Raw genomic sequence first — 20,390 nt, forward strand, 5'->3', positions numbered from 1 at the left:
TCCGGCCCACTGACAGCAGATGTCAGTGGGCCGCCCCTACCGTGCCGCCATGAACACCTCACAGATCGTCGAACTGCGCCAGTACACGCTGCACCCGGGCGGACTCGGCGCCCTCGTCCCGCTCTTCGAGCGGGAGTTCGTCACCGGCCAGGAAGCCGCGGGCATCCGCGTCGGCGGGCGCTTCCGCGACCTCGACGACCCGGGCCGCTTTGTGTGGATGCGGGCCTTCCCGGACATGGCGGCCAGGACTCGCGCCCTCCAGGCCTTCTACGGCGGCCCGGTCTGGCAGGCGCACCGCACCGAGGCCAACGCCACCATGGCCGACTCGGACGACGTCCTGCTGCTGCGCGGCCCCGGCTACCGCGTGCCGGACGACGCGGAGCTGGTCGTCGCGACGATCTGCCACCCCGCAGAACCGGCCGCATTCACGGCACCACCGTCCGCGCAGGCGGTGCACCGCACCGAGCACGCCGCGAACGGCTTCCCCGCGCTGCCCGTGCGCACCGGCGAGGACGTCGTCGTGTGGTTCTCCGCCTACCCCGACGCCGACGCCCACCGGGCGGCCCCCCGGCCCGCGGGGCCCGGCAGCGGTCTGCTGCGGCCGCCCCGGGAGCTGCGGCTGGTCCCGGTGCGCGGCTCGCTGGGCTGACCGGGCCGGGATCCGCGAAGCGGGGGGCGCCGGCGCTAGCCGAGGATGTCCGCCAGGTCGTAGCCCACCGGTTCCTCCAGCTGCGCGTACGTGCAGTCGGCCGGGTCGCGGTCCGGGCGCCAGCGGCGGAACTGGGCGGTGTGCCGGAAGCGGTCGCCCTGCATGTGGTCGTAGGCCACCTCCAGCACGCGTTCGGGGCGGAGCGGGACCCAGGAGAGGTCCTTGCCCGCGCTCCAGCGGCTCTGGGCGCCGGGCATCCGGCCGCCAGGCTCGGCTTCCCCCCACTCGGCCCACGGATGCCCCTCGACGCCGGGCATGCGCAGCGGCTCCAGCTCCGCCGCCAGTTCCTCGCGTCGGCGCATCGGGAAGGACGCGCTGACGCCGACGTGCTGGAGCCGGCCGGCGGCGTCGTGGAGGCCGAGCAGCAGGGAGCCGACGACGGGGCCGGACCTGTGCCAGCGGAAGCCGGCCAGGACGCAGTCCGCCGTGCGCTCGTGCTTGACCTTGATCATGACGCGTTCGTCCGGGCGGTAGCCGAGGTCCGGGGGCTTGGCGACGACGCCGTCCAGGCCGGCCCCCTCGAACTGCTCGAACCACCGCCGGGCCAGGTCGATGTCGGTCGTGGACGGCGCCACGTGGACCGGCGGCCGGACGGGGCCGAGCGCGTCCACCAGCGCCTGGCGGCGCCAGCTCTGCGGGTCCGTCATCAGCGAGCGGTCGCCGAGTGCGAGCAGGTCGAAGGCGACGAGGGAGGCAGGGGTGCGCTCGGCGAGCTGCCGCACCCGGGAGTCGGCGGGGTGGATGCGCTCCAGCAGCGCGTCGAAGTCCAGCCGGCCGTCCCGGGCGAGGACGATCTCGCCGTCGACGACGCAGCGGGGCGGCAGCGCGGCGCGGACCGCCTCGGCGACCTCGGGGAAGTAGCGGGTCAGGGACTTGCCGGTGCGGCTGCCGATCTCGACTTCGGGGCCGTCACGGAAGACGATGGCGCGGAAGCCGTCCCACTTGCCCTCGTAGAGCATGCCGGGCGGGATCGCGGGCGCCGACTTGGCGAGCATCGGCTTCACGGGCGGCATCACCGGGAGGTCCATGCGGCGATTGTCCGCCCGACAGGCGGCGCACGCCCGTCGGGCCTACCGTGTGCGCATGGGAGAGGCGGTGGCGGCATGGGCGAGGCTGTGGAGCTGACCGTCGGCGAGCGGACGGTCCGGCTCTCGAACCCCGGCAAGGTGTACTTCCCCGAGTCCGGATTCACCAAGCTGGACGTGGCCCGCTACTACCTCACCGTCGGCGACGGCATCCTGCGCGCGCTGCGCGACCGGCCGACGACGATGGAGCGCTACCCGGACGGGATCGGCGGCGAGTCGTTCTTCCAGAAGCGCGCCCCCAAGAACACCCCCGACTGGATCCCCACCGGCCGCATCCGCTTCCCCTCCGGCCGGTACGCGGACGAGATCTGCCCCACCGAGGTCGCCGGCGTCCTGTGGGCCGCCAACCTCGGCTGCATCACCTTCCACCCGTGGCCGGTCCGCCGCGGCGACCTCGACCACCCCGACGAACTGCGCATCGACCTCGACCCGCAGCCCGGCACGGACTTCGCCGACGCGGTCCTGGTCGCCCTCGAGCTGCGCGGGCTGCTGGAGGAACTGGGCCTGCACGGCTGGCCCAAGACCTCCGGCGGGCGCGGGGTGCACGTCTTCGTGCCGATCGCGCCGGAGTGGACGTTCACCGGCGTGCGGCGGGCGGCCATCGCCATCGCCCGGGAGATGGAACGGCGGATGCCGGAGCAGGTGACCAGCGCGTGGTGGAAGGAGGAGCGCGGCGAGAAGATCTTCGTCGACTACAACCAGACCGCCCGCGACCGCACCATCGCCTCCGCCTACTCCGTCCGCCCCCGGCCGGGCGCCCCGGTCTCCGCACCGCTGCGCTGGGACGAGTTGCCGGACGCCCACCCCGGCGACTTCGACCTGGCCAGCATGCCGGTGCGGTACGCCGAGGAGGGCGATGTCCACGCGGACATGGAGGGGCAGGCCTTCCGGCTGGACGCCGTGCTGGAACTGGCCGAGCGCGACGAACGCGATCACGGGCTCGAGGACATGCCGTACCCGCCGGACCACCCGAAGATGCCGGGCGAACCGCTGCGCGTACAGCCGAGCCGGGCCCGCCGCAAGGCCGCCGACGCCGCGTCCGACACACCCGACGGCTGACGCCCCCTTCCCGCCGCGGATCGACTGACGCATCATCAGGTGGCTGCCTGTTCGCAACCCAGCGGCGAACGAGCCGGCCTGACCGGCCGTCGTGCGTCCGGCCGGGTACGGAGTCACCGGTCGTGCCGCGCGTTGCGCCGGGGACGGCCGGGTCGGCTACGGCATCTTTGAGCTCGGCAGCATCGGCCGCCACACCCCCAGCTGTTCCACCGGCAAGGAGGCCCTGTGACCACGGTGCGCACGACCACCCGTGACCCCGAACTGCTGTGCCGCCGACTCGACCACTGGCTGAACGCCAAGCACCCCGGCGCCCGCTGCCGGAACGTGCGCGTGCCCGTCGCCGTCGGCCCGTCGAGCGAGACCGTCCTGTTCGACCTCGCCGTCCCGCATCCCGCCGGCACCGCCCGGCAGCGGGTCCGGCCCTGTGTGCTGCGGCTGGCGGCGGATGACCGGGAGGCGTCCGCCGTTCTCCCGTCGTCCGACCTGGCCGCCCAGTACCGCACCCTCCAGTCCGTCGCCGCGCGCACGCGCGTCCCCGTCCCCGAGCTGCTCTGGCTGGAGCCCGACCCGGAGCCGCTGGGCGCGCCGTTCTTCGTCATGGAGCGGGTCGCCGGGCGCGTCCCGCAGGACGTCATGCCGTACACCTACGGCTCCAACTGGCTCTTCGACGCCGGCGAGGAGGAACGGGCACGGCTGGAGCGCGCCACGGTGGGTGTGCTCGCGGAGATCCACTCGGTGCCGGCGGAGGGCGGGCTGCGCGAGCACGTCGACGCGCAACGCGCCCTGTACGCCCGGGTCGTCGAGGGCCGGGCCCCCTCCCCCGTGGTCGAGCGCGCCTTCGCCCGGCTGGCGGACCGCTGGCCCGCCGACCCCGGTGCGTCCGTGCTGAGCTGGGGCGACGCCCGCGTCGGCAACATCGTCTACGACGCCGACTTCACACCCGTGGCCGTACTGGACTGGGAGATGAGCGGCACCGGGCCCCGCGAACTGGACCTGGCCTGGCTCGTGCACCGGCACCGCTGCTTCCAGGATCTGGCGACCGCCTCCGGCTTCCCCGGTATGCCCGGCTTCCTGGACCGCGGCCGGGTGGCCGGGATCTACGCGGAACTGACCGGGCACACCCCCCGCGACCCGGACTTCCACGCCCTGTACGCGGCCCTGCGGCACGCCGTGGTGATGCTGGACGAGGGCTACCGGCAGGTGGCCCACGGGGAGCGGGAGATGCCGGCCGACCCGGACGACCTCATCCTGCACCGCGGATCGCTGGAGGCCATGACCGAAGGCCGCTGACACCGACGCCGGCGCGGGGCCGGCATTCATCCGTCTGCCGTGCCCCGCCGGCCGTCGCGGCGCCCCTGCCCGGCGCTCGCGAACAATCTCGTGGATCCGCGCCCTCGTGAGGAGTGCACATGCAGCGTCTGCGGCGCCGTCTCGCCGGGGCCACCATGACCGCCGTCGCCGGCTCCCTGCTGGCGTGCTCCGCCCCGCTCCCGCCCGCACACGCCGCACCCGACGGGCGGGCGCCCACGGTCTTCGCGCACCGCGGCGCCTCCCGGCAGGCCCCCGAGAACACGCTCGCCGCGGTACGCCGGGCCTACGAGCTGCACATCACCTGGATCGAGAACGACGTCCAGCGCACCCGCGACGGCGCCCTCGTCGTGATCCACGACCCGACCCTTCCCCGCACCACCGACGTCGAGCAGGTCTTCCCCGGCCGCCAACCGTGGCGCGTGCGCGACTTCACGCTCGCCGAGATCCGGCGGCTGGACGCCGGCAGCTGGTTCGGCGAGCACCAGCGCTTCAAAGGCGAACGCGTCCCCACCCTCCAGCAGTACCTGACGCTCCTCGACCGGAACCGCCAGGGCCTGCTCCTTGAGCTCAAGCAGCCCGAGCTGTACCCCGGCATCGAGCGCCAGACCCTCGACGTCCTGAACCGCGCCGGCTGGCTGGACTCCGGACACGTCCGCGACCGGCTCGTCGTCCAGAGCTTCAGCGCGGCCGCCCTCCGCACCACCCACCGGCTGCGGCCCGCGGTGCGGACCGGCTTCCTCGGCAGCCCGGCGGTCTCCCGGCTGAAGGAGTACGCCTCCTTCGCCGACATGATCAACCCCGACTACCGCAAGCTGACCCGCGACTGGGTCGCGAAGGTCCACCGCCTCAAGGGCCCGCACGGTACGCCGCTGCGCATCGACACGTGGACGGTGGACGACCCGCGCACCGCGGCCCGGCTCGTCGCTCTGGGGGCGGACGGCATCATCACCAACCGCCCGGACGTGATGCGCGCCTGGCACTGGTGAGCGGCCCCCACGAGGCGGCAGCGTGTACGACTATTCGTCAAGTGCCTCGCGTACGGCACCCAGTACCGCCGGGCCGTCCGCGCCCAGAGCCTGTGCCTCCCTGACGAACCGTCGCGTCAGATCCGCCAGCCGCGCGGGATCCGGACCTGCCGACGGCGAGGGAAGCGGGGCCACCCGTGTCCCCGCCCCGCGGTGCGTACGGATCAACGACGCCGCCTCCAGCTCGCGGTACGCCCGCGCCACCGTACCCGTCGCCAGGCCGAGGTCCGCCGCGAGCTGACGAACCGTCGGCAGACGTTCCCCTTCGGCGAGGCGTTTCGAGAGGATGAGTGCGGCGACCTGGGCGCGGATCTGTTCGTACGGCGGGACAGGGCTGGAGGTCTCGACGTGGATGACGGGGTTGCTCACCGGCGCACCCGCGCCCGGGGCGAGATCACGGTGAACAGGCACCACGACACGGCGACGAGAGCCACCAGGGCCGTCGGCCACAGCACCCAGTTCGCGATGCGGCCGGCCATGCCGTCACAGGTTGTGCTCATCAGGTCGCCGGAGGCGGTGGAGGCGACCCCGAGCAAGAGCGCCGACACCAGCAGGCCCCAAGCGGCGACGATGGCCAGCGAACGGTCACGGCGGGCTTGATCGCCGCCGGGACGGCGGACGACACGGGTCAACGACCAAAGACACGCGGCTGTCGAGACCGCGACACAGCCGAGGACCGGCAGGCCGTAGGAGGCGCCCGACCACGAATCCGCGCACGCGGGAGTCAGTGGACCACCCATGCGACCGACGCCGCCGGACCAGGCCAGGACGGTCACCACAAGCATCAGCACGACCAGCGCGCCGGCTTGGGCCAAGAGCAGCACGGTCATCCGCGGCGGCACATGGTCGCGCACCCGGCGCGGGGCCAGCCCAGCAGTCCGGATCTCACCCCGCGGACGGGGCGTCAGCGCGTCCCCGGCCAGTACACCGGCAACCACGCAAAGCCCGAAGACGGATATGGCATAGACGACGCCACCGTCCTCACCGACGTGCCGCAGGCCGTGTCCCACCGCCCGGGCGGCAAGGACTCCGATGAGCAGTCCAGCCCAGCGGGCAGAGCGATCAGCCACCGAGGCGGTGGACACCGAGTCACGTTCGAGCATGAGAATCTCCCCCCAGCACACGCCACACACCTGGACGCGCTGCTTGTATCAAGTGGCGAGTACAAGATGCAGTCTGGGGGATTCTTGTGTCAACCACTCGACACAAGAGGCCGAGTACGGCGGCGGGGCCCACCGGCACATGCGGAAGCCCACGGCAACCGAACTGATCGGAACCGTGGGCTTCCCGTGGCGATGGCCGGCCGGCAGGCCGGTCAGTAGACGGGCTTCTCCGGCTCGATCGTGTTGACCCAGCCGATGACGCCGCCGCCGACGTGGACCGCGTCGGCGAAGCCGGCGGACTTCAGGACGGCGAGGACCTCGGCCGAGCGGACGCCGGTCTTGCAGTGCAGGACGATCTTCCTGTCCTGCGGCAGGTCCTGGAGGGCGTTGCCCATCAGGAACTCGTTCTTGGGGATCAGACGGGCGCCGGGGATGGAGACGATCTCGTACTCGTTCGGCTCGCGGACATCGATGATGTCGATGTTCTCGCCCTCGTCGATCCACTCCTTGAGCTGCTTGGGAGTGATCGTCGATCCCATGGCCGCCGCCTGCGCCTCCTCGGAGACGACGCCGCAGAAGGCCTCGTAGTCGATGAGCTCGGTGACGGTGGGGTTCTCGCCGCAGACCGCGCACTCGGGGTCCTTGCGGACCTTGACCTGACGGTAGGTCATCTCCAGGGCGTCGTAGATCATCAGCCGGCCGACCAGGGGCTCGCCGGTGCCGGTGAGGACCTTGATCGCCTCGGTGACCTGGATGGAGCCGATGGACGCGCACAGCACGCCCAGCACGCCGCCCTCGGCGCAGGAGGGGACCATGCCCGGCGGCGGGGGCTCCGGGTACAGGCAGCGGTAGCAGGGGCCGTGCTCGGACCAGAAGACCGAGGCCTGGCCGTCGAAGCGGTAGATGGAGCCCCAGACGTACGGCTTGTTCAGCAGCACGCAGGCGTCGTTGACCAGGTAGCGGGTCGCGAAGTTGTCCGTGCCGTCGACGATCAGGTCGTACTGGCTGAAGATCTCCATCACGTTGTCGGCCTCGAGCCGCTCCTCGTGAAGGACCACGTTGACGTACGGGTTGATGCCCTTGACGCTGTCGCGGGCGGACTCCGCCTTGGAGCGGCCGATGTCGGCCTGGCTGTGGATGATCTGGCGCTGCAGGTTGGACTCGTCGACCTCGTCGAACTCCACGATGCCGAGCGTGCCGACACCGGCGGCGGCGAGGTACATCAGTGCCGGCGAGCCGAGCCCGCCGGCACCGACACAGAGCACCTTGGCGTTCTTCAGCCGCTTCTGCCCGTCCATCCCGACGTCGGGGATGATCAGGTGGCGGGAGTACCTGCGGACCTCGTCGACGGTGAGCTCGGCGGCCGGCTCGACCAGGGGTGGCAGCGACACGGGGACTCCGTTTGTCGATCGATCACTACGGGTGGTTCTACCCGTAACACTGCCACGCCCTTCTTCATTCCAAGACCGCCGTCCCGAGGGGCGAGACGTCTTTCGGTCACATGCTGGGCGGCGGCTGGCTCTGGAGCATCCGTGACGCTTCGGCCCAGTACGCGGGCAGCCCCTCCCAGGCCGCGTGGTCGGTGCGGTCGGTGAAGTAGACGGTGGCGGCGCCCTGCCAGCGGGCGATCCGCATGGCGTTCTCCAGGTGCGGAGCCGGGACTCCGTGCACGAGATGGCAGAAGCGCTCGGGCGGATGGGCCGCGGTCCACTCCGGCGCCTCGGACCAGCGGTACTGCGTCCAGGGTCCGGCGAACGTCACCAGCTGGTCGGCGATCTCGGCGTAGCCCTCGAAGGGGTGGCTGCCGTGCCCGAGGACGACATGGCCGCGACTGCCGCCCTCCACCGCGAGCAGGGCGCGCAGGGTGGTGATCAGCCGCCGGCAGTCCTGGAGCTCCGCGGAGGTCGTCGGGGCCCGGTCGACGTAGAAGCCCTCGACCCGGTACCAGTCCAGGAAGCGGTGCGCGTCGGCGACGAGCTGTCCGAAAGGGCGCGCCCCGTGCCGGGCGTCCAGGTAGCCGAGTACGGGTACGGCCGCGTCCCGCAGCCGTACGGCCGCCTCCGTGTACAGGGGGTCCACGCGGGCGCCGGGGCCCCGGGAGACATTGACGACCACCCAGTGCAGCGGCGCCTCGGGGCGGGCCAGTTCGGCCCACTCCGTGGGAGCGACCAGCGGGTGCGCGTACGCGGGGACGCCGAAGCCGAGCCCGTCGCAGCGACCGATCGGCCGGCGGGTTCCGGCCGAGGTCAGACCCGGCATGCCGCCTCCATCCAGACGTCGGCGAGTGATTCCTCCAGCGCGATCCTGGGCCGCCAGCCCAGGCGGTCGCGCGCGGTGCGGACGTCGGCCTGCTGCCAGGCGCCGCAGCCGTCGGGGTAGTGCGGCGGGCCGCCGCCGGCGATCTGCGGCTCCTCGACCTCGTGCAGCGCGCCGGTGTAGCCCGCCGCGGCCGCCAGGCCCGCCGCGACCTCGCGCAGCGGGATCGCGCGGCCGGTGCCGATGTTCACCGTGCCCTGCGCGGCGGACAGCGAGGCCGCGTGCACGGCGCGCGCCACGTCGCGGGCGTCCACGAAGTCGCGCTGCACGCCCAGTCCGGTGAGCTTGAGCTCGCCGTCGCCGGTCTGCATCGCCCGGCGCAGCGCCTCCGCGAGGCGGCCGATGGGCGAGGCGGCCGGTGTGCCCGGGCCGACCGGGGTGAATACGCGCAGCACCACCGCGTCCAGCCCGGACCCCAGCACCAGTTCGGACGCGGCGAGCTTGCTGACCCCGTACGGGCCGCCCGGCCGGGGCACCGCGTCCTCGGCGGTGGAACTGCCGGCGGGGGACGGGCCGTACTCCGCCGCACACCCGACCTGCACCAGGCGAGCCGAGGTGGCGCTGCGGCGCATGGCCTCGCAGACCGTGGCGACCGCGATCGTGTTGTGCCGGGTCAGTTCCCGCGCGCCGCCCCGGATCGCCCCCGCGCAGTTGACGACGACGCCGGGGTGCACCGCGTCCATGAACCGGGCGAGCGCCCCCGGGCTCCCCGACGACAGGTCGAACCGCACGTCCGCGTCGTCGCTGCGGCCCAGCGCGGTGAGCTGCACGGCGGGGTCGGCCAGCAGGCGTTCCGCCACATGACGGCCGACGAATCCGTCGGCCCCGAGCAGGAGGACTCTCATCGCGCGTGCCTCCGCCGGACGTGCCCTGGGTTCGGGGGTCGGTGGTTCATCGTCAGTTGCTCCTTGACTGCTTCTTCGTGCCTCGCGGGGCGGGGCGGGTCATCGCGGGTGCCGCCGTGAAGGTGTGGGCCGAGGCCCGGGACAGCGCGGACAGCGCGTAGGCCACCAGCACCGGGGCCGCGGCCGCGCACGCGACGGCGGCGACCGTGTCGTGGGCGAGCGACAGCCGGCCGAGCAGGACCGCGGCCAGGCCCACCGCCTCCGCGGCGCAGGCCAGGCCGCTGCCGACCGCCCCGACGTCGGGGTAGCCGTGGATCGCCAGCAGGCGGCCGGTGAACAGCAGCAGGGCCAGCGCCGCGGGCCCCACGAGGGCGGCGGGGGTGAAGGGGGCGCCGACCACGGCGCGCGCGCCGCACAGCAGGGCCGTGACTGCGGTCAGATGGAGCGCCAGGGTGCCGAGGAGCAGCGGGCGCACCGCGGCCCCGAACTCCTCCAGGCTGCGGCTGCGCAGCAGATGGCCACGGGCGCGTACGGCGAAGCGGTGCGCGCACCAGGCGGCCGGCGCGAGCGACAGCGCCAGCGCGGTCGTGACGGCCCCGGCGGCCGGCTGCCGGACGCCCTCGGCGAAGGCGGCGAAGCCCAGCAGCCAGCAGGCCCACAGGGTGCCGCCGGCGCCATTGCCGTAGGGCGCCCGCAGCGGCCCGGTGCGGAGCGCGCCGAAGAGCGCGGCCAGCAGCAGCGGTCCCGCGACGCCGACCACCGCGAGCGAGTGCAGGGCGTGCAGCGCCCAGGTGGCGGCCGCGCACACCAGTCCGGGGGCGAGGGTCAGCAGCACCGGGGGCCGCACGGGAGTCTCGGCGGCCGGTTCCGGCACGTCGGCCCGGGGCACGCGGGCGTACAGCTCATCGGCGAGGGTGAAGACGTCACGGTGACGGAACGAGCCCGCGACCCGGTCGGTGACGCCCTGCGCCTCCAGACCGGCGACGATCTCCAGCGGGTCCACCGCCTCCGCGCACAGCTGCTGGTGACGGTGCATCAGGCCACGGACGGGGTCGGCGGGACCGTGCTTGCGCGGCGGAGCGCCACCCTTGCGGGCGGCCTGCCCGGCGGGAGGCGGCGGGTCGCCCCAGGGCTCGCCGGCCGCCGGGGCCGCGGGCCGGCCGTGCCCCTGCCCTTGTTCCTGCCCTTCCTCCTGCCCTTGGTGCTGCTCCTGGTGCTGCTCCTGGTCCTGCGCTGCGCGGCTCATGCGCGGTCCCGCCTCTCGGTGCCCGCGAACGCGGGCTCACGCCGGCGCGCCCAGGTGGGGGTGGCCGTCCAGCGGCCGGGGACGTGCGCCTCGGCGGGCCGGCCGAAGGGCACGGGCCCGCCGTCCTCGTCCCGCAGGGGCCCGTCGCGGCCCGGGGCGTGGGCGACGAGGTCGAGGTAGATCTCCCGGAAGGCGGCGATGTTCTGCTCGACGGTGAAGAGCTCCAGGGCCCGTTCGCGGGCCGCCGCGCCCAGCCGCTGGCGCCGTTCCGGGTCGCGCAGCAGGGCGACGCACGCCTCGGCGAGTGCGCGGGGGTTGCGGGGCGGGACGACCAGGCCGGTGCCGCCGATGACCTCGCGGACGGCGCCGACGTCCGTCGAGACGGTGGCCCGGCCGCAGAACATGGCCTCGACGAGGGAGAGCGGGAAGCCCTCCACGATGCTGGAGAGCACCACCACGTCACCCGCCGCGTAGGCGTCCGCGAGTCCGGGGACGCCCGGCGCGCCGAGTTCCTCGAAGGTCACCGGGCTCTCGCCGACGGTCACCGCGTCGGCGGCCTCGTCCGGGAACAGCTGGGCGGCCAGGGCGCGGCAGTGGTGCAGATAGGCCGGATCGGCGTCGCCGCCCCGGATGATGCGCAACCGGGCGCCGGGTTCCTGCCTGCGGACCTCGCCGAAGGCGTGCAGCAGGGCGATCAGGTCCTTGCCGGGCTCGATCCGGCCCACCCACACCAGCGCGGGGTCGCCGCCGCCGGTCTCCACGGGCCCGGGCACGGCGCCCTGGTAGCCGGGGTGGACGGTGCGGACGCGCTCGCGGTCGGCCCCGCAGTGCTCCTGCCAGCGCCGGGCGTGGGCGTTGCCGGGGGTGACGAGGGCGGCCTTGCGGTAGGCCTCGCCGGCCAGGCGGCGGTGGAAGGCGGCGAGCAGGGCGCGTACGGGGGCGGGGAGTCCGGCGGCGCGGTGGGCGAGCAGCGTCTCGCGGAGGCGGACGCCGTACTCGGTGATCAGCAGGGGTGTTCCGAAGAACCGTTTGGCCAGGAGGGCGGGCAGCAGTGCGGTGCCGCCCGTCACCGCGTGGGCGAGGTCGGCGGTGGCCAGGGCGTCGCCGAACTCGTCGTACCAGGGGGCCGTGAGCGGGCGCAGCGCGCGCTCCAGCTGGTCGGCGACGGCCATCAGGTCACCCACTCCCGCGTCGGCCACCAGCGGGCGCGCGCCGGGCGCGCGGCAGGCGTCCTCCAGGACGCGCAGGGCGAGTTCGGAGCGGAGCAGCGAGGGGACACCGCCGTCCTCGCGGGCGAGGTCGGCCAGTCCGTAGAGCGCGGAGGCGAAACGGTCCGCCACACCATTGGCGCCGACGTCGCCGGCGAGCGTCCCGACGAGGTCGCGGTAGTGCTCCAGTACCTGGGAGCGGCGCCGGCGCGCCTTCGTCCCGGCCGCCGCCGGGCGCAGTGCCGAGCCCCACAGCGGCAGGGTGCGCACGGCGGTCACCTGCGGCGGCAGCTCCAGCAGTCCCGCGGCATCGGCACGTTCGCTGCGGCCGAGCGTGTACACCGCGAACTCGTGGGCGTCCAGCCCGCGCACGAGACGGTCGACCCAGGCACTCCCCTCGCCCCGCGCATACGGGTAACCACCCTCCGCGAGTAATGCGATACGCACGTCTGCCCCCTCTCGGCACCGGTTCTATTCGGGCGCGATGACCGTATGCCGGTGAAGTGGTGGCACGACGGACGGTTGTCCGCCGTGCCACCGAAAGGGGTGAAGTGGCGTAACTTTCGCCGGCGTCAGGCGTTTTTACCGAGTAGGCGTTCGCCGACGAAGCGGAGCGCGTCGGGTGCGACCCGGCGCCAGTAGCCGTCGTCATGTGCGCCGTGGTCGAAGGCGGCCACCGCCGGGTGCACGGCGTCCGCGAACTCCAGCGCGGCGTCGTGGAACGGGTCCTCGCGGCCGCACCACAGGCCGATGCCGTCGGCCTTGACCCGCAACTGCTCGGTGTGGCGCAGTGGTTCGTCCGCCGTCCAGTCCAGCTGACCGCGGAACACCCCGATCGCCCGGGCGTCGGTCCAGTTGCGGAACAGTGCGGGACTCAGCAGTGCCACCGCGTCGACGGCGCGGGAGCGGGCGTAGCGCAGCGCGCCGAAACCCCCCATGGATATGCCGAGCACGGCGCGCGGGGCGCTGCCGCCGAGCCATCCGGGAAGCTCGCGGAGCAGCATGCGCTGCGGGTCGATGCCGCCCGAGGCCTGCCAGTACGAGGCCTCGCCCCCGTCGACGGCGACCAGGCGGCAGGGCGGGACGCCGCCCTGGACCGCCTGGGTCAGGAACCGGGCCATCCCCAGCTCCACGAGACCGTACGCCGACGAGCCCCGGCCGTGCAGCATCAGGCACACCGGCAGCCGGTCCGCCCGCTCGGCGGGGATGCCGTGCGGGTCGACAGTCACCAACTCCGGGCGGCTGCGGGTGGCCCGTGAGGACACCCGGCGGCGGGTGACCCGTCCCTCCGGCACGTCGGGGACGACGCCGTCCGGCCCGGTCCAGCCCAGTCGGCGCCGGAACGCTGCGCTTTCCGGCAGGGCGTCCTCGGCCACCCCCACCATGCCTCCGCCCAGCGCGGCCGCGGTCGCGACCGCGCCTGTCACCATGAACGCCCGCCGCCGCACCCGTGCACTCCCCTCGCCCCCGGCCCGCGCACATCGCGCGGGCCGCGCCCATCCTGCCCCAGGGGCAGGGCCGTCACGCCACGCGGACCCGGTCCGCGCGACGCGCCGCCGCGGCGGCGGGGTCGAGGACCGGTACGGCGGCCAGCAGGCCACGGGTGTAGGGGTGTTCGGGAGCGTCGTAGATCCGGTCGGCGGGCCCGTGCTCCACGATGCGGCCCGCGCGCATGACGGCGACGCGGTCGCTGACCTGGCGGACGACGGCGAGGTCGTGGGCGATGAAGACCAGCGCGATGCCGAGTTCGCGCTGCAACTCCCCCAGCAGGGCGACGACCTGGGCCTGGGTGGTGACGTCCAGCGCCGAGACGGGCTCGTCGCAGACGATCAGCCGTGGCCCGGGCGCCAGGGCCCGTGCGATGCCGACCCGCTGCCGCTGGCCGCCGCTGAACTCGTGCGGGTAGCGGTGGTACCAGGCGGGGTCGAGCCCGACCCGTTCCAGCAGTTCCCGCACCCGGGCCACCACGGCCCTGTCGTCGAGGACCCCGGCCGTGCGCAGCGGGTCGGCGATGGACTCGCCGATGCTGCGCCGCGGGTTGAGCGAGGAGACCGGGTCCTGGAAGACCATCTGCAGCCCGGTCCTGCCGCCCTCGCGCCGGATCTCGCCGCCGGTGGGCTCCAGCAGGCCGACGAGCATGCGCCCGAGGGTGGTCTTGCCGCTGCCGGACTCTCCGACGACGCCGAGGGTCTCGCCGGCGCGCACCGTCACCGAGACGTCGTCGACGGCCGCGAACCGGGCGCCGCGCCGGCCGAACTCCCGGCGCAGGCCGGTGGCCTCCAGCAGCACCTGCCCGCTCCCCGCGTCCGCCGCCGGCGTCCGGGCGTTCTCCACCCGCGGCACGGCCGCCACCAGGTCGCGGGTGTACGCCTGTTCCGGTGCGCCGAGCACCTCGCCGACCGCGCCGCGCTCCACGGCACGCCCGTCCTTCATCACCAGGACCTGGTCGACGCTGCCCGCCACCACCCCCAGGTCGTGCGTGACGAGCAGCAGTCCCATGCCGGTCTCGCGGCGCAGTTCGTGCAGGAGGTCGAGGATCTGCGCCTGGACCGTCACGTCGAGGGCGGTCGTCGGCTCGTCGGCGATGAGCAGCCGGGGCTCGCAGGCCAGCGCCATGGCGATGAGCGCGCGCTGCCGCATGCCGCCGCTGAACTCGTGCGGGCGCGAGCGCGCGCGTCGCGGCGCGTCGGGGATGCCCACCCGGTCCAGCACCTCGACCGCCCGCTGCCGGCCCGCGCGGCCCGAGGCCTTGGGGTGGTGGACGCGGTACACCTCGGCGATCTGGTCGCCGATGGCGAAGTAGGGGTCCAGCGAGGACAGCGGGTCCTGGAAGACCATCGCGGCCAGTCCGCCGCGCAGCCGCCGCAACTCGCGCTCCTCCGCGGCCTGCACGTCGACCCCGGCGACCCGCACGGAGCCGCCGATCTCCGCGCCGGTGTCCCGGTGCAGCCCGAGCAGGGCGTAGGCGGTCGCGCTCTTGCCGCTGCCGGACTCGCCGACGACGCCGAGCGCGCCGCCCGCCTCCAGGGCGAACGAGAGCCCGTCCACGGCGCGGACCGTGCCGGACCCGGTCGGGAAGTCGATCGTGAGGTCGGCGACCTCGATCAGCGGTGACGTCATGCCAGCACCACCCGTCGGTCGGCCACCGCGTACAGCACGTCCGCGAGGGCGTTGGCGAGTACCACGAAGAATCCGGTGACCAGCACGAGGCCGACCACCACCGGCAGGTCCTCGGTGCTCACCGAGTCCACGAGGCTCTTGCCGAGCCCCGGGATGCCGAACAGCGACTCGGTGAGCACCGCGCCGCCGAACATCGTCCCCAGGTCCAGCGCGGACAGCGCGATGACCGACGGCAGGGCGCCGCGCAGCGCGTGCCGCCCGATGACGGAACGCTCACGGACGCCGTAGGCGCGCAGCGTGCGCACATGGTCCTCGGCGAGCGTCTCCAGCATGGAACTGCGCGTCAGCCGCGCATACTTGGCGCTCTCCAGGATGGCCAGGGAGAGCCAGGGCAGCAGCAGGTTCCACGCCCATTGCTCGGGGTCCTCGGTGAGCGGGACGTACGACGGGAAGGGCAGCCAGCCCAGCACCGAGACGAACAGCAGCATGAGCAGGATGCCGATGATGAAGACGGGCACGGCGTTGCCCGCGAGGGTCAGCGTGGTCAGCAGCCGCTCGCTGAGGCCGCCGTGGCGCAGGGCCGAGAGCAGCCCGCTGCCGACGCCGAGGACCAGCCACAGCACCATCGCGCCCAGGGAGAGCGAGGCGGTGGCCGGCAGGCGCTGGGCCAGCAGCGAGGTGACCTGCTCACCGCTCTGGTAGGAGAAGCCCAGGCACGGAGCGCCGCAGTGCTCGGTCCCGACGCCGGTACTGACGTCCGTACCGGCGACCAGGCCGTGCAGGAAGTGCAGGTACTGCGTGTAGGCCGGGGAGTCGAGGCCGAGTTGCGTACGGACCTGGTCGACCTGGTCGGCGGTGCACTTGGGACCGCAGGCCAGCCGCGCCGGGTCGCCCGGGAGGAGGTAGAAGAGCGCGTAGACCACGACGCTCAGGACGAGGAGGACCGCCAGCGCCGCCAGCAGCCGTTGCAGCGCGAACCGGGTCATGGCCATCAGGAGCCCGCCTTCTTCTTCCGCCGCCGCGCCAGGACGCGGACCCGGCCGGCCGCCCGCGGGTCGAGCGCGCTGCGGACCCCGTCGCCGAGCGCGGTGAACGCCAGGACGGTGACGAAGATCGCCCCCGCGGGCAGCAGCACGTACGTGGGATCGGCCTGGTACCAGGTGGTGGCCGAGGAGAGCATCTGCCCCCAGGAGGGCGTGGGCGGCTTCACACCGATGCCGAGGAAGGACAGCCCCGCCTCCGAGGCGATGTTGCTGGGCACCATGAGTGCGGCGTACGTCACCACGGGCGCGGCCAGCGACGGCAGCAGCTCGCGGCGGGCGATACGCCACGGGCCCGCCCCGCCGAGCCGGGCGGCGGCCACGTAGTCGAGGGACTTGAGGGTGAGGGTCTGGGCGCGGACGATGCGGGAGGTGCCGCCCCAGCCGAGCAGGCCGAGGACGAGGACCAGCAGCACCGGGCGCGGGAAGCCGGCGGGGACGATCGCCAGCAGCGCGATGGAGAAGACCAGGGTGGGCAGCGCGAGCATCACGTCGGTGGTCCGGCTGAGCAGGCTGTCCAGGAAGCGGTTGCCGAGGCCCGCGGCCAGGCCGACGACGACGCCGATGGCCACCGAGACGACGGTGGCGCCGACGCCGATGCCGAGCGAGATCCGGGCACCGTAGACGAGCCGCGCGAACAGGTCGCGGCCGGTGCCGGGTTCGACACCGAGCCAGTGGTGGGCGCTGACGCCCCCGAAGGAGCCGAGCGGGACGCCGCCGAGGGCGGAGTCGACGGCCGAGGCGTGGTACGCGTCCGGGTCCTGCCCCTCCAGGGCGGCCAGCAGCGGGGCCGCGAGGGCGACCAGGACGAGCAGGGCGATCACGGCGGTGCCGGCCAGGGCCGCGCGCTGGGCGCGCAGCCGTCGCCAGACCTGCCGGGCGTCACCAGGACGTCGGTGGTGGTCACTTGACCGCGACCTGCGCCACGTCGAGGACACCGGTCCAGTCGCTGATGACGATGTTCTTCGCGTCCTTGCCGTACAGGCGCTTGTAGACGGGGTACACCAGCGGCACGGTCAGCGCCTGCTCGCCGATCTTCTTGTCGAGCGCGCCCCAGCGGGTGGCGGCGGCCTGGAGGTCGGTGAGCTTGTTGATCGCGTCGATCTCCTGGTTCACGGCCGGGTCGTCGAGCTGCGCGTTGTTGTAGTTGTAGCCGTCCTTGACGATCTGCCGGCCGTCGAAGATCGGGGCCAGGAAGGGGCCGCCGGAGGGCCAGTCGGCGCCCCAGCCGGCGAGGAAGAAGCCCGGCTCGGTCTTCAGGCCGTGGATCTTCTCGCTGTAGGCGCTGGACTCCAGGCCCTCGAGCCTGACGGTGATGCCGGCCTTCTTCAGCGCGTCCTGGAGGGCGGTGGCGACCTCGGGACCCCGCTCGGCACCGCTGCTGGAGTCGTGGGTGAGGGTGACGGTCAGGCCGCCCGGGTACCCGGCCTCCTTCAGCAGCTCCTTCGCCTTGGCGGCGTTGCCGTTCGCGCCCGCGGGGAACGGGTCGTACGCGGTGTAGCCGAAGGACTTCTGCGCCGGCAGGAAGGTGGTGGCGGCCTCGGCGAGGGAGGAGCCGCCCAGGGCGTTGACGACGGTGGTGCGGTCGGTCGCGTAGGCGATGGCCTGGCGCACCTTCGGGTTGTCGAAGGGCTTCACCTTCGGGTTGAAGGCGATGTAGTCGGTGTAGCCGAAGTGGCCCGTGCCGACGCGGCTCGCCAGCTCCTTGTCGCCGGTGATCTTCGCGAGCTCGGCGGCCGTGAGGTTGGTGTCGGTGGTGACGGCGGCCGCGTCCTTGCCGGCGCCCGAGGACAGCCGCTGGTTGATCACGGCGGCGGCGAGGCCCGACTGGATGTCGACGCGGTCCGGGTAGGCCTTGCGCTCCTCGTCGGTCTTCGGGTCCCAGTGGGTGTTGCGCTCCAGGACCAGGTGCTCGCCGTCGTTCTGGTTCGTCACGACCTTGTAGGGGCCGGAGGAGAGCGGGTGGTTCTCGTACTTGGTGCCGGTGTCCTTGGCCTGCGGCACGGGGGCGAAGGAGGTCTGGGTGGCCAGGAACGGGAAGTCGCCCTCGGGCTTGTTCAGGTGGAAGACGATGGTCTTCGCGTCCGGGGTCTCGATGGAGTCCAGGCCGCCCTTGTCCTTGTACGGGCCCTGGTAGTCCTTGCCGCCGATCAGCCAGTCCCGCAGGTACGGGGCGCCGCCGGACAGCTCGGCGGCGAAGGACCGCTCGATGCCGTACTTGATGTCGGCGGTGGTGATGGCCGTGCCGTCCTCGTACTTCAGGCCGTCCTTGAGGTGGTACGTCCAGACGGTGGCGTCCGCGTTCGGCGTGCCGGTGTCCGTGGCCAGGTCCGGGACGACCTTGGCGCCCGGGGCGCCGTCCTCGCGGTTGCGCGTGGTCAGCGTGCGGAAGACCAGGCCGGGTATGTTGCCGCCGCCGGAGGTGTAGAGCCGGGCGGGGTCGAAGTCCTCCTGGGGCGACTGGTTGAGGACGTAGAGCGTGCCGCCCTTGGCGGGCTTGCCGTCGCCGGCCGCCTTGGCCCCGCCCTCCTCCGGGCCGCACGCGGCGGCGCCACCGGTGATCGCCAGGACGACGGCGGCCGCGGCGAGGCGGCGGGGTGTGAAGGACAACTTGGACATCGAGAGGACCTTTCGCGGCTGCGAGGCAAGGGGGCGGGGCAGGAGAAGGCCCGCAGGCAGCGGCGAACGGTCCTGTCGGCAGGACCGGTGAAATACGTGCGTCACGCACTGCGCCCACGGGCGGATGGCTCCGGGGGCGGTGAAGGGGAGATTTCCCGTTACGCGCCCGGCACCGTGGAAGGGCGACACGAGATGTCGGCCACGCTCTGCACGGCAACGCCGATGAGCGCCAGCTCGAAGCTGGCGTCGGCGTCTGTGGCAGGGCTGCGCTGTGGCATGCCGCAAACACTGAACGATGAATCGCCCGATGTCAAAAATCTATCCGCGGGGGTAGGGCCACGCATTCGGCTTGCAGGTCCGTCCGTCGATACTCAGGAATTTCGTCTGCTGCATCATCACCGGGGCGAGCGCCCCGTTCTTCGGGCACAGCACGTGGTTGTAGCCGAGCCGGTGACCGACCTCGTGGTTGATCAGCATCTGCCGGTAGGCGAGCATCCTCGCCGGGCCGTACGTCGTCGAACCCTGGGCCCAGCGAAAGGCGTTGATCATGGTGCGCGGAGTGGACGCCGCGTCACATGACACATTGTCAACTGTCGTGTCCAGACCGGATTTCGCGCACACCTTCGCCGTGGTCCCGGGACTCGCCAGGGTGATGACGATATCGGCGTGCCCCGATGAAACACGCTCGAAGGTGCGGGTGCCGTCGTGCGCCCAACTCCGCTTGTCGTTAAGGGTCGTGAAGACCGCGTCGGCGAAGAGCCGGCTGTCCAGCGGCAGGCCCTTCTCGACGTCGACCCGCACACGCAGCAGCTGTCCCCTGCCGGGCGCCTTCTGGTGGCCGCCCACCGTTTGGAAGGCGCCCCCCAGGCGCAGGTCCGTGCCGAGCGGGTACTGCCGGGCCATCGCCTGGTCGTAGGTGAGCGGCGCGGCCGCGACGGACGGTGAGACCGAGGGGGTCGCCCGGCCCTCGGAACGGGACGCGGAGTCCTCCCCCGCCCGGGAGGCGCCGGGGGCGCCGGCCGTCGCGGAACGCTTCCCCTCGTCGCCGTCGCGGAGCTGCCCGGCCACCACCACGGCCAGGACGGTGACCACGGCGGCTGCGGCCGTTCCGGTGAACGCGCGCCCCTTGGCGCTCTTCTTCGGCGCCTCCTCGGCGAGGCCGTACTCCTCGTCGGCTGTGCCGGGGGCCGGCTGCGCGGCGGCGTCGAACGCCGCGACGAAATCCTGTCGCGGACCGGGTATTCGCTGCGCGGCCGGACGCGGTGCCGTGCGCTGGCGCGGCAGCAGCCCGGCCGGCCGGCGGACGGCGGCGGGGCCGGCGGTATCGGCGGGGTCGTCGGTGTCGGCCCGGCCCTCGGGGTCCCGCAGGTCCTCCGGCACCAGCCCGGAGTCCGCGAGATCGGTGGGCCGCGCGCCCCGCGGGGTGCGCGGCGGGGCCCAGGAACCGGTCCGGCCCCAGGCGGAGTGCTCCCGGTGCTCCGGGTGCCCGCGCCCGGTGCCCTCCTGCCGGTCCCGGGCGGTGTCACCCGGCCGGAAGCCGTCCCAGCCGCCGGGTGACGGGGTGCCCGGCCCCGCCGGACGCGGCGGGATGGTGGTGGCCGGGCCGCCGCGCCTGCGGCGCCCGTTGCCGGAGCCGCCGGATATGCCGCCGGAGGTGTCGTCGCGGCGGCCGTCGCGGCCACCCGGTGCGCTGTGCCTGCCCAT

The 20,390-nt window shown here is 73.5% G+C and carries 19 protein-coding genes; 4 read left to right on the forward strand and 15 right to left on the reverse strand.

Going from position 1 to position 20,390, the window contains the following annotated elements:
* The first annotated feature begins 49 nt into the window (after positions 1 to 49).
* Positions 50 to 649 carry an NIPSNAP family protein gene (locus RV983_RS13540; RefSeq protein WP_475986038.1) on the forward strand — a complete coding sequence of 200 codons (600 nt, stop codon included), beginning with the start codon at positions 50 to 52 and terminating at the stop codon, positions 647 to 649.
* A 35-nt stretch (positions 650 to 684) separates the two neighbouring features.
* Here RV983_RS13540 and RV983_RS13545 read toward each other — a convergent pair whose 3' ends face one another.
* Positions 685 to 1,737 carry an ATP-dependent DNA ligase gene (locus RV983_RS13545; protein WP_475986039.1) on the reverse strand — a complete coding sequence of 351 codons (1,053 nt, stop codon included), beginning with the start codon at positions 1,735 to 1,737 and terminating at the stop codon, positions 685 to 687.
* Between the two features lie 75 nt (positions 1,738 to 1,812).
* Here RV983_RS13545 and ligD point away from each other — a divergent pair, with 75 nt between their 5' ends.
* The 3 genes from ligD (at position 1,813) to RV983_RS13560 (ending at position 5,150) form a co-directional block, all read left to right on the forward strand.
* Positions 1,813 to 2,853, forward strand: coding sequence for a non-homologous end-joining DNA ligase (gene ligD, locus RV983_RS13550; protein WP_475986040.1), 1,041 nt, complete (start codon positions 1,813 to 1,815; stop codon positions 2,851 to 2,853).
* A gap of 225 nt (positions 2,854 to 3,078) precedes the next feature.
* Positions 3,079 to 4,143: a phosphotransferase family protein gene (locus RV983_RS13555; RefSeq protein WP_475986041.1), complete on the forward strand. Its 1,065-nt coding sequence runs from the start codon at positions 3,079 to 3,081 to the stop codon at positions 4,141 to 4,143.
* 119 nt (positions 4,144 to 4,262) lie between these two features.
* Complete coding sequence (locus tag RV983_RS13560; RefSeq protein ID WP_475986042.1) at positions 4,263 to 5,150, forward strand: glycerophosphodiester phosphodiesterase; 888 nt, start codon at positions 4,263 to 4,265, stop codon at positions 5,148 to 5,150.
* 30 nt (positions 5,151 to 5,180) lie between these two features.
* On the opposite strand, the gene RV983_RS13565 is transcribed toward RV983_RS13560, so the two are convergent.
* The 14 genes from RV983_RS13565 to RV983_RS13630 form a co-directional block, all read right to left on the reverse strand.
* Positions 5,181 to 5,558 (reverse strand): GntR family transcriptional regulator, encoded by a 378-nt coding sequence (locus RV983_RS13565; protein ID WP_475986043.1) that lies wholly within the window; start codon positions 5,556 to 5,558, stop codon positions 5,181 to 5,183.
* Positions 5,555 to 6,292: a hypothetical protein gene (locus tag RV983_RS13570; protein ID WP_475986044.1), complete on the reverse strand. Its 738-nt coding sequence runs from the start codon at positions 6,290 to 6,292 to the stop codon at positions 5,555 to 5,557. Before RV983_RS13570 ends, RV983_RS13565 begins: the two co-directional genes overlap by 4 nt.
* A 212-nt stretch (positions 6,293 to 6,504) precedes the next feature.
* Positions 6,505 to 7,683 carry an adenylyltransferase/sulfurtransferase MoeZ gene (gene moeZ / locus RV983_RS13575; protein WP_475986045.1) on the reverse strand — a complete coding sequence of 393 codons (1,179 nt, stop codon included), beginning with the start codon at positions 7,681 to 7,683 and terminating at the stop codon, positions 6,505 to 6,507.
* A gap of 106 nt (positions 7,684 to 7,789) precedes the next feature.
* Positions 7,790 to 8,551: a spherulation-specific family 4 protein gene (locus RV983_RS13580; protein ID WP_475986046.1), complete on the reverse strand. Its 762-nt coding sequence runs from the start codon at positions 8,549 to 8,551 to the stop codon at positions 7,790 to 7,792.
* Complete coding sequence (locus RV983_RS13585) at positions 8,539 to 9,453, reverse strand: NAD-dependent epimerase/dehydratase family protein (RefSeq protein WP_475986047.1); 915 nt, start codon at positions 9,451 to 9,453, stop codon at positions 8,539 to 8,541. The genes RV983_RS13580 and RV983_RS13585 overlap by 13 nt, the downstream gene beginning before the upstream one ends.
* Positions 9,454 to 9,505: 52 nt before the next feature.
* Positions 9,506 to 10,699, reverse strand: a complete 1,194-nt coding sequence (locus tag RV983_RS13590) for a hypothetical protein (protein ID WP_475986048.1) — start codon at positions 10,697 to 10,699, stop codon at positions 9,506 to 9,508.
* On the reverse strand, positions 10,696 to 12,354 hold the full coding sequence (gene pelF / locus RV983_RS13595; protein ID WP_475986049.1) for a GT4 family glycosyltransferase PelF: 1,659 nt from the start codon (positions 12,352 to 12,354) through the stop codon (positions 10,696 to 10,698). The genes RV983_RS13590 and pelF overlap by 4 nt, the downstream gene beginning before the upstream one ends.
* Positions 12,355 to 12,479: 125 nt before the next feature.
* On the reverse strand, positions 12,480 to 13,337 hold the full coding sequence (locus tag RV983_RS13600) for an alpha/beta hydrolase (RefSeq protein ID WP_475986050.1): 858 nt from the start codon (positions 13,335 to 13,337) through the stop codon (positions 12,480 to 12,482).
* A gap of 91 nt (positions 13,338 to 13,428) precedes the next feature.
* A complete protein-coding gene (locus tag RV983_RS13605; RefSeq protein WP_475986051.1) occupies positions 13,429 to 15,027 on the reverse strand; it encodes a dipeptide ABC transporter ATP-binding protein in 1,599 nt (532 codons plus the stop codon).
* On the reverse strand, positions 15,024 to 16,013 hold the full coding sequence (locus RV983_RS13610) for an ABC transporter permease (protein WP_475990315.1): 990 nt from the start codon (positions 16,011 to 16,013) through the stop codon (positions 15,024 to 15,026). Before RV983_RS13610 ends, RV983_RS13605 begins: the two co-directional genes overlap by 4 nt.
* 5 nt (positions 16,014 to 16,018) lie before the next feature.
* Entirely contained in the window at positions 16,019 to 17,005 is a 987-nt protein-coding gene (locus RV983_RS13615; RefSeq protein WP_475986052.1) for an ABC transporter permease, read from the reverse strand.
* Positions 16,971 to 18,686 carry an ABC transporter substrate-binding protein gene (locus RV983_RS13620; protein WP_475986053.1) on the reverse strand — a complete coding sequence of 572 codons (1,716 nt, stop codon included), beginning with the start codon at positions 18,684 to 18,686 and terminating at the stop codon, positions 16,971 to 16,973. Before RV983_RS13620 ends, RV983_RS13615 begins: the two co-directional genes overlap by 35 nt.
* Before the next feature lie 158 nt (positions 18,687 to 18,844).
* Positions 18,845 to 19,030 (reverse strand): Ms4533A family Cys-rich leader peptide, encoded by a 186-nt coding sequence (locus RV983_RS13625; protein ID WP_475986054.1) that lies wholly within the window; start codon positions 19,028 to 19,030, stop codon positions 18,845 to 18,847.
* Positions 19,005 to 20,390 (reverse strand): DUF3152 domain-containing protein, encoded by a 1,386-nt coding sequence (locus RV983_RS13630; protein WP_475986055.1) that lies wholly within the window; start codon positions 20,388 to 20,390, stop codon positions 19,005 to 19,007. The genes RV983_RS13625 and RV983_RS13630 overlap by 26 nt, the downstream gene beginning before the upstream one ends.

Source organism: Streptomyces sp. RLA123, from assembly GCF_056270165.1.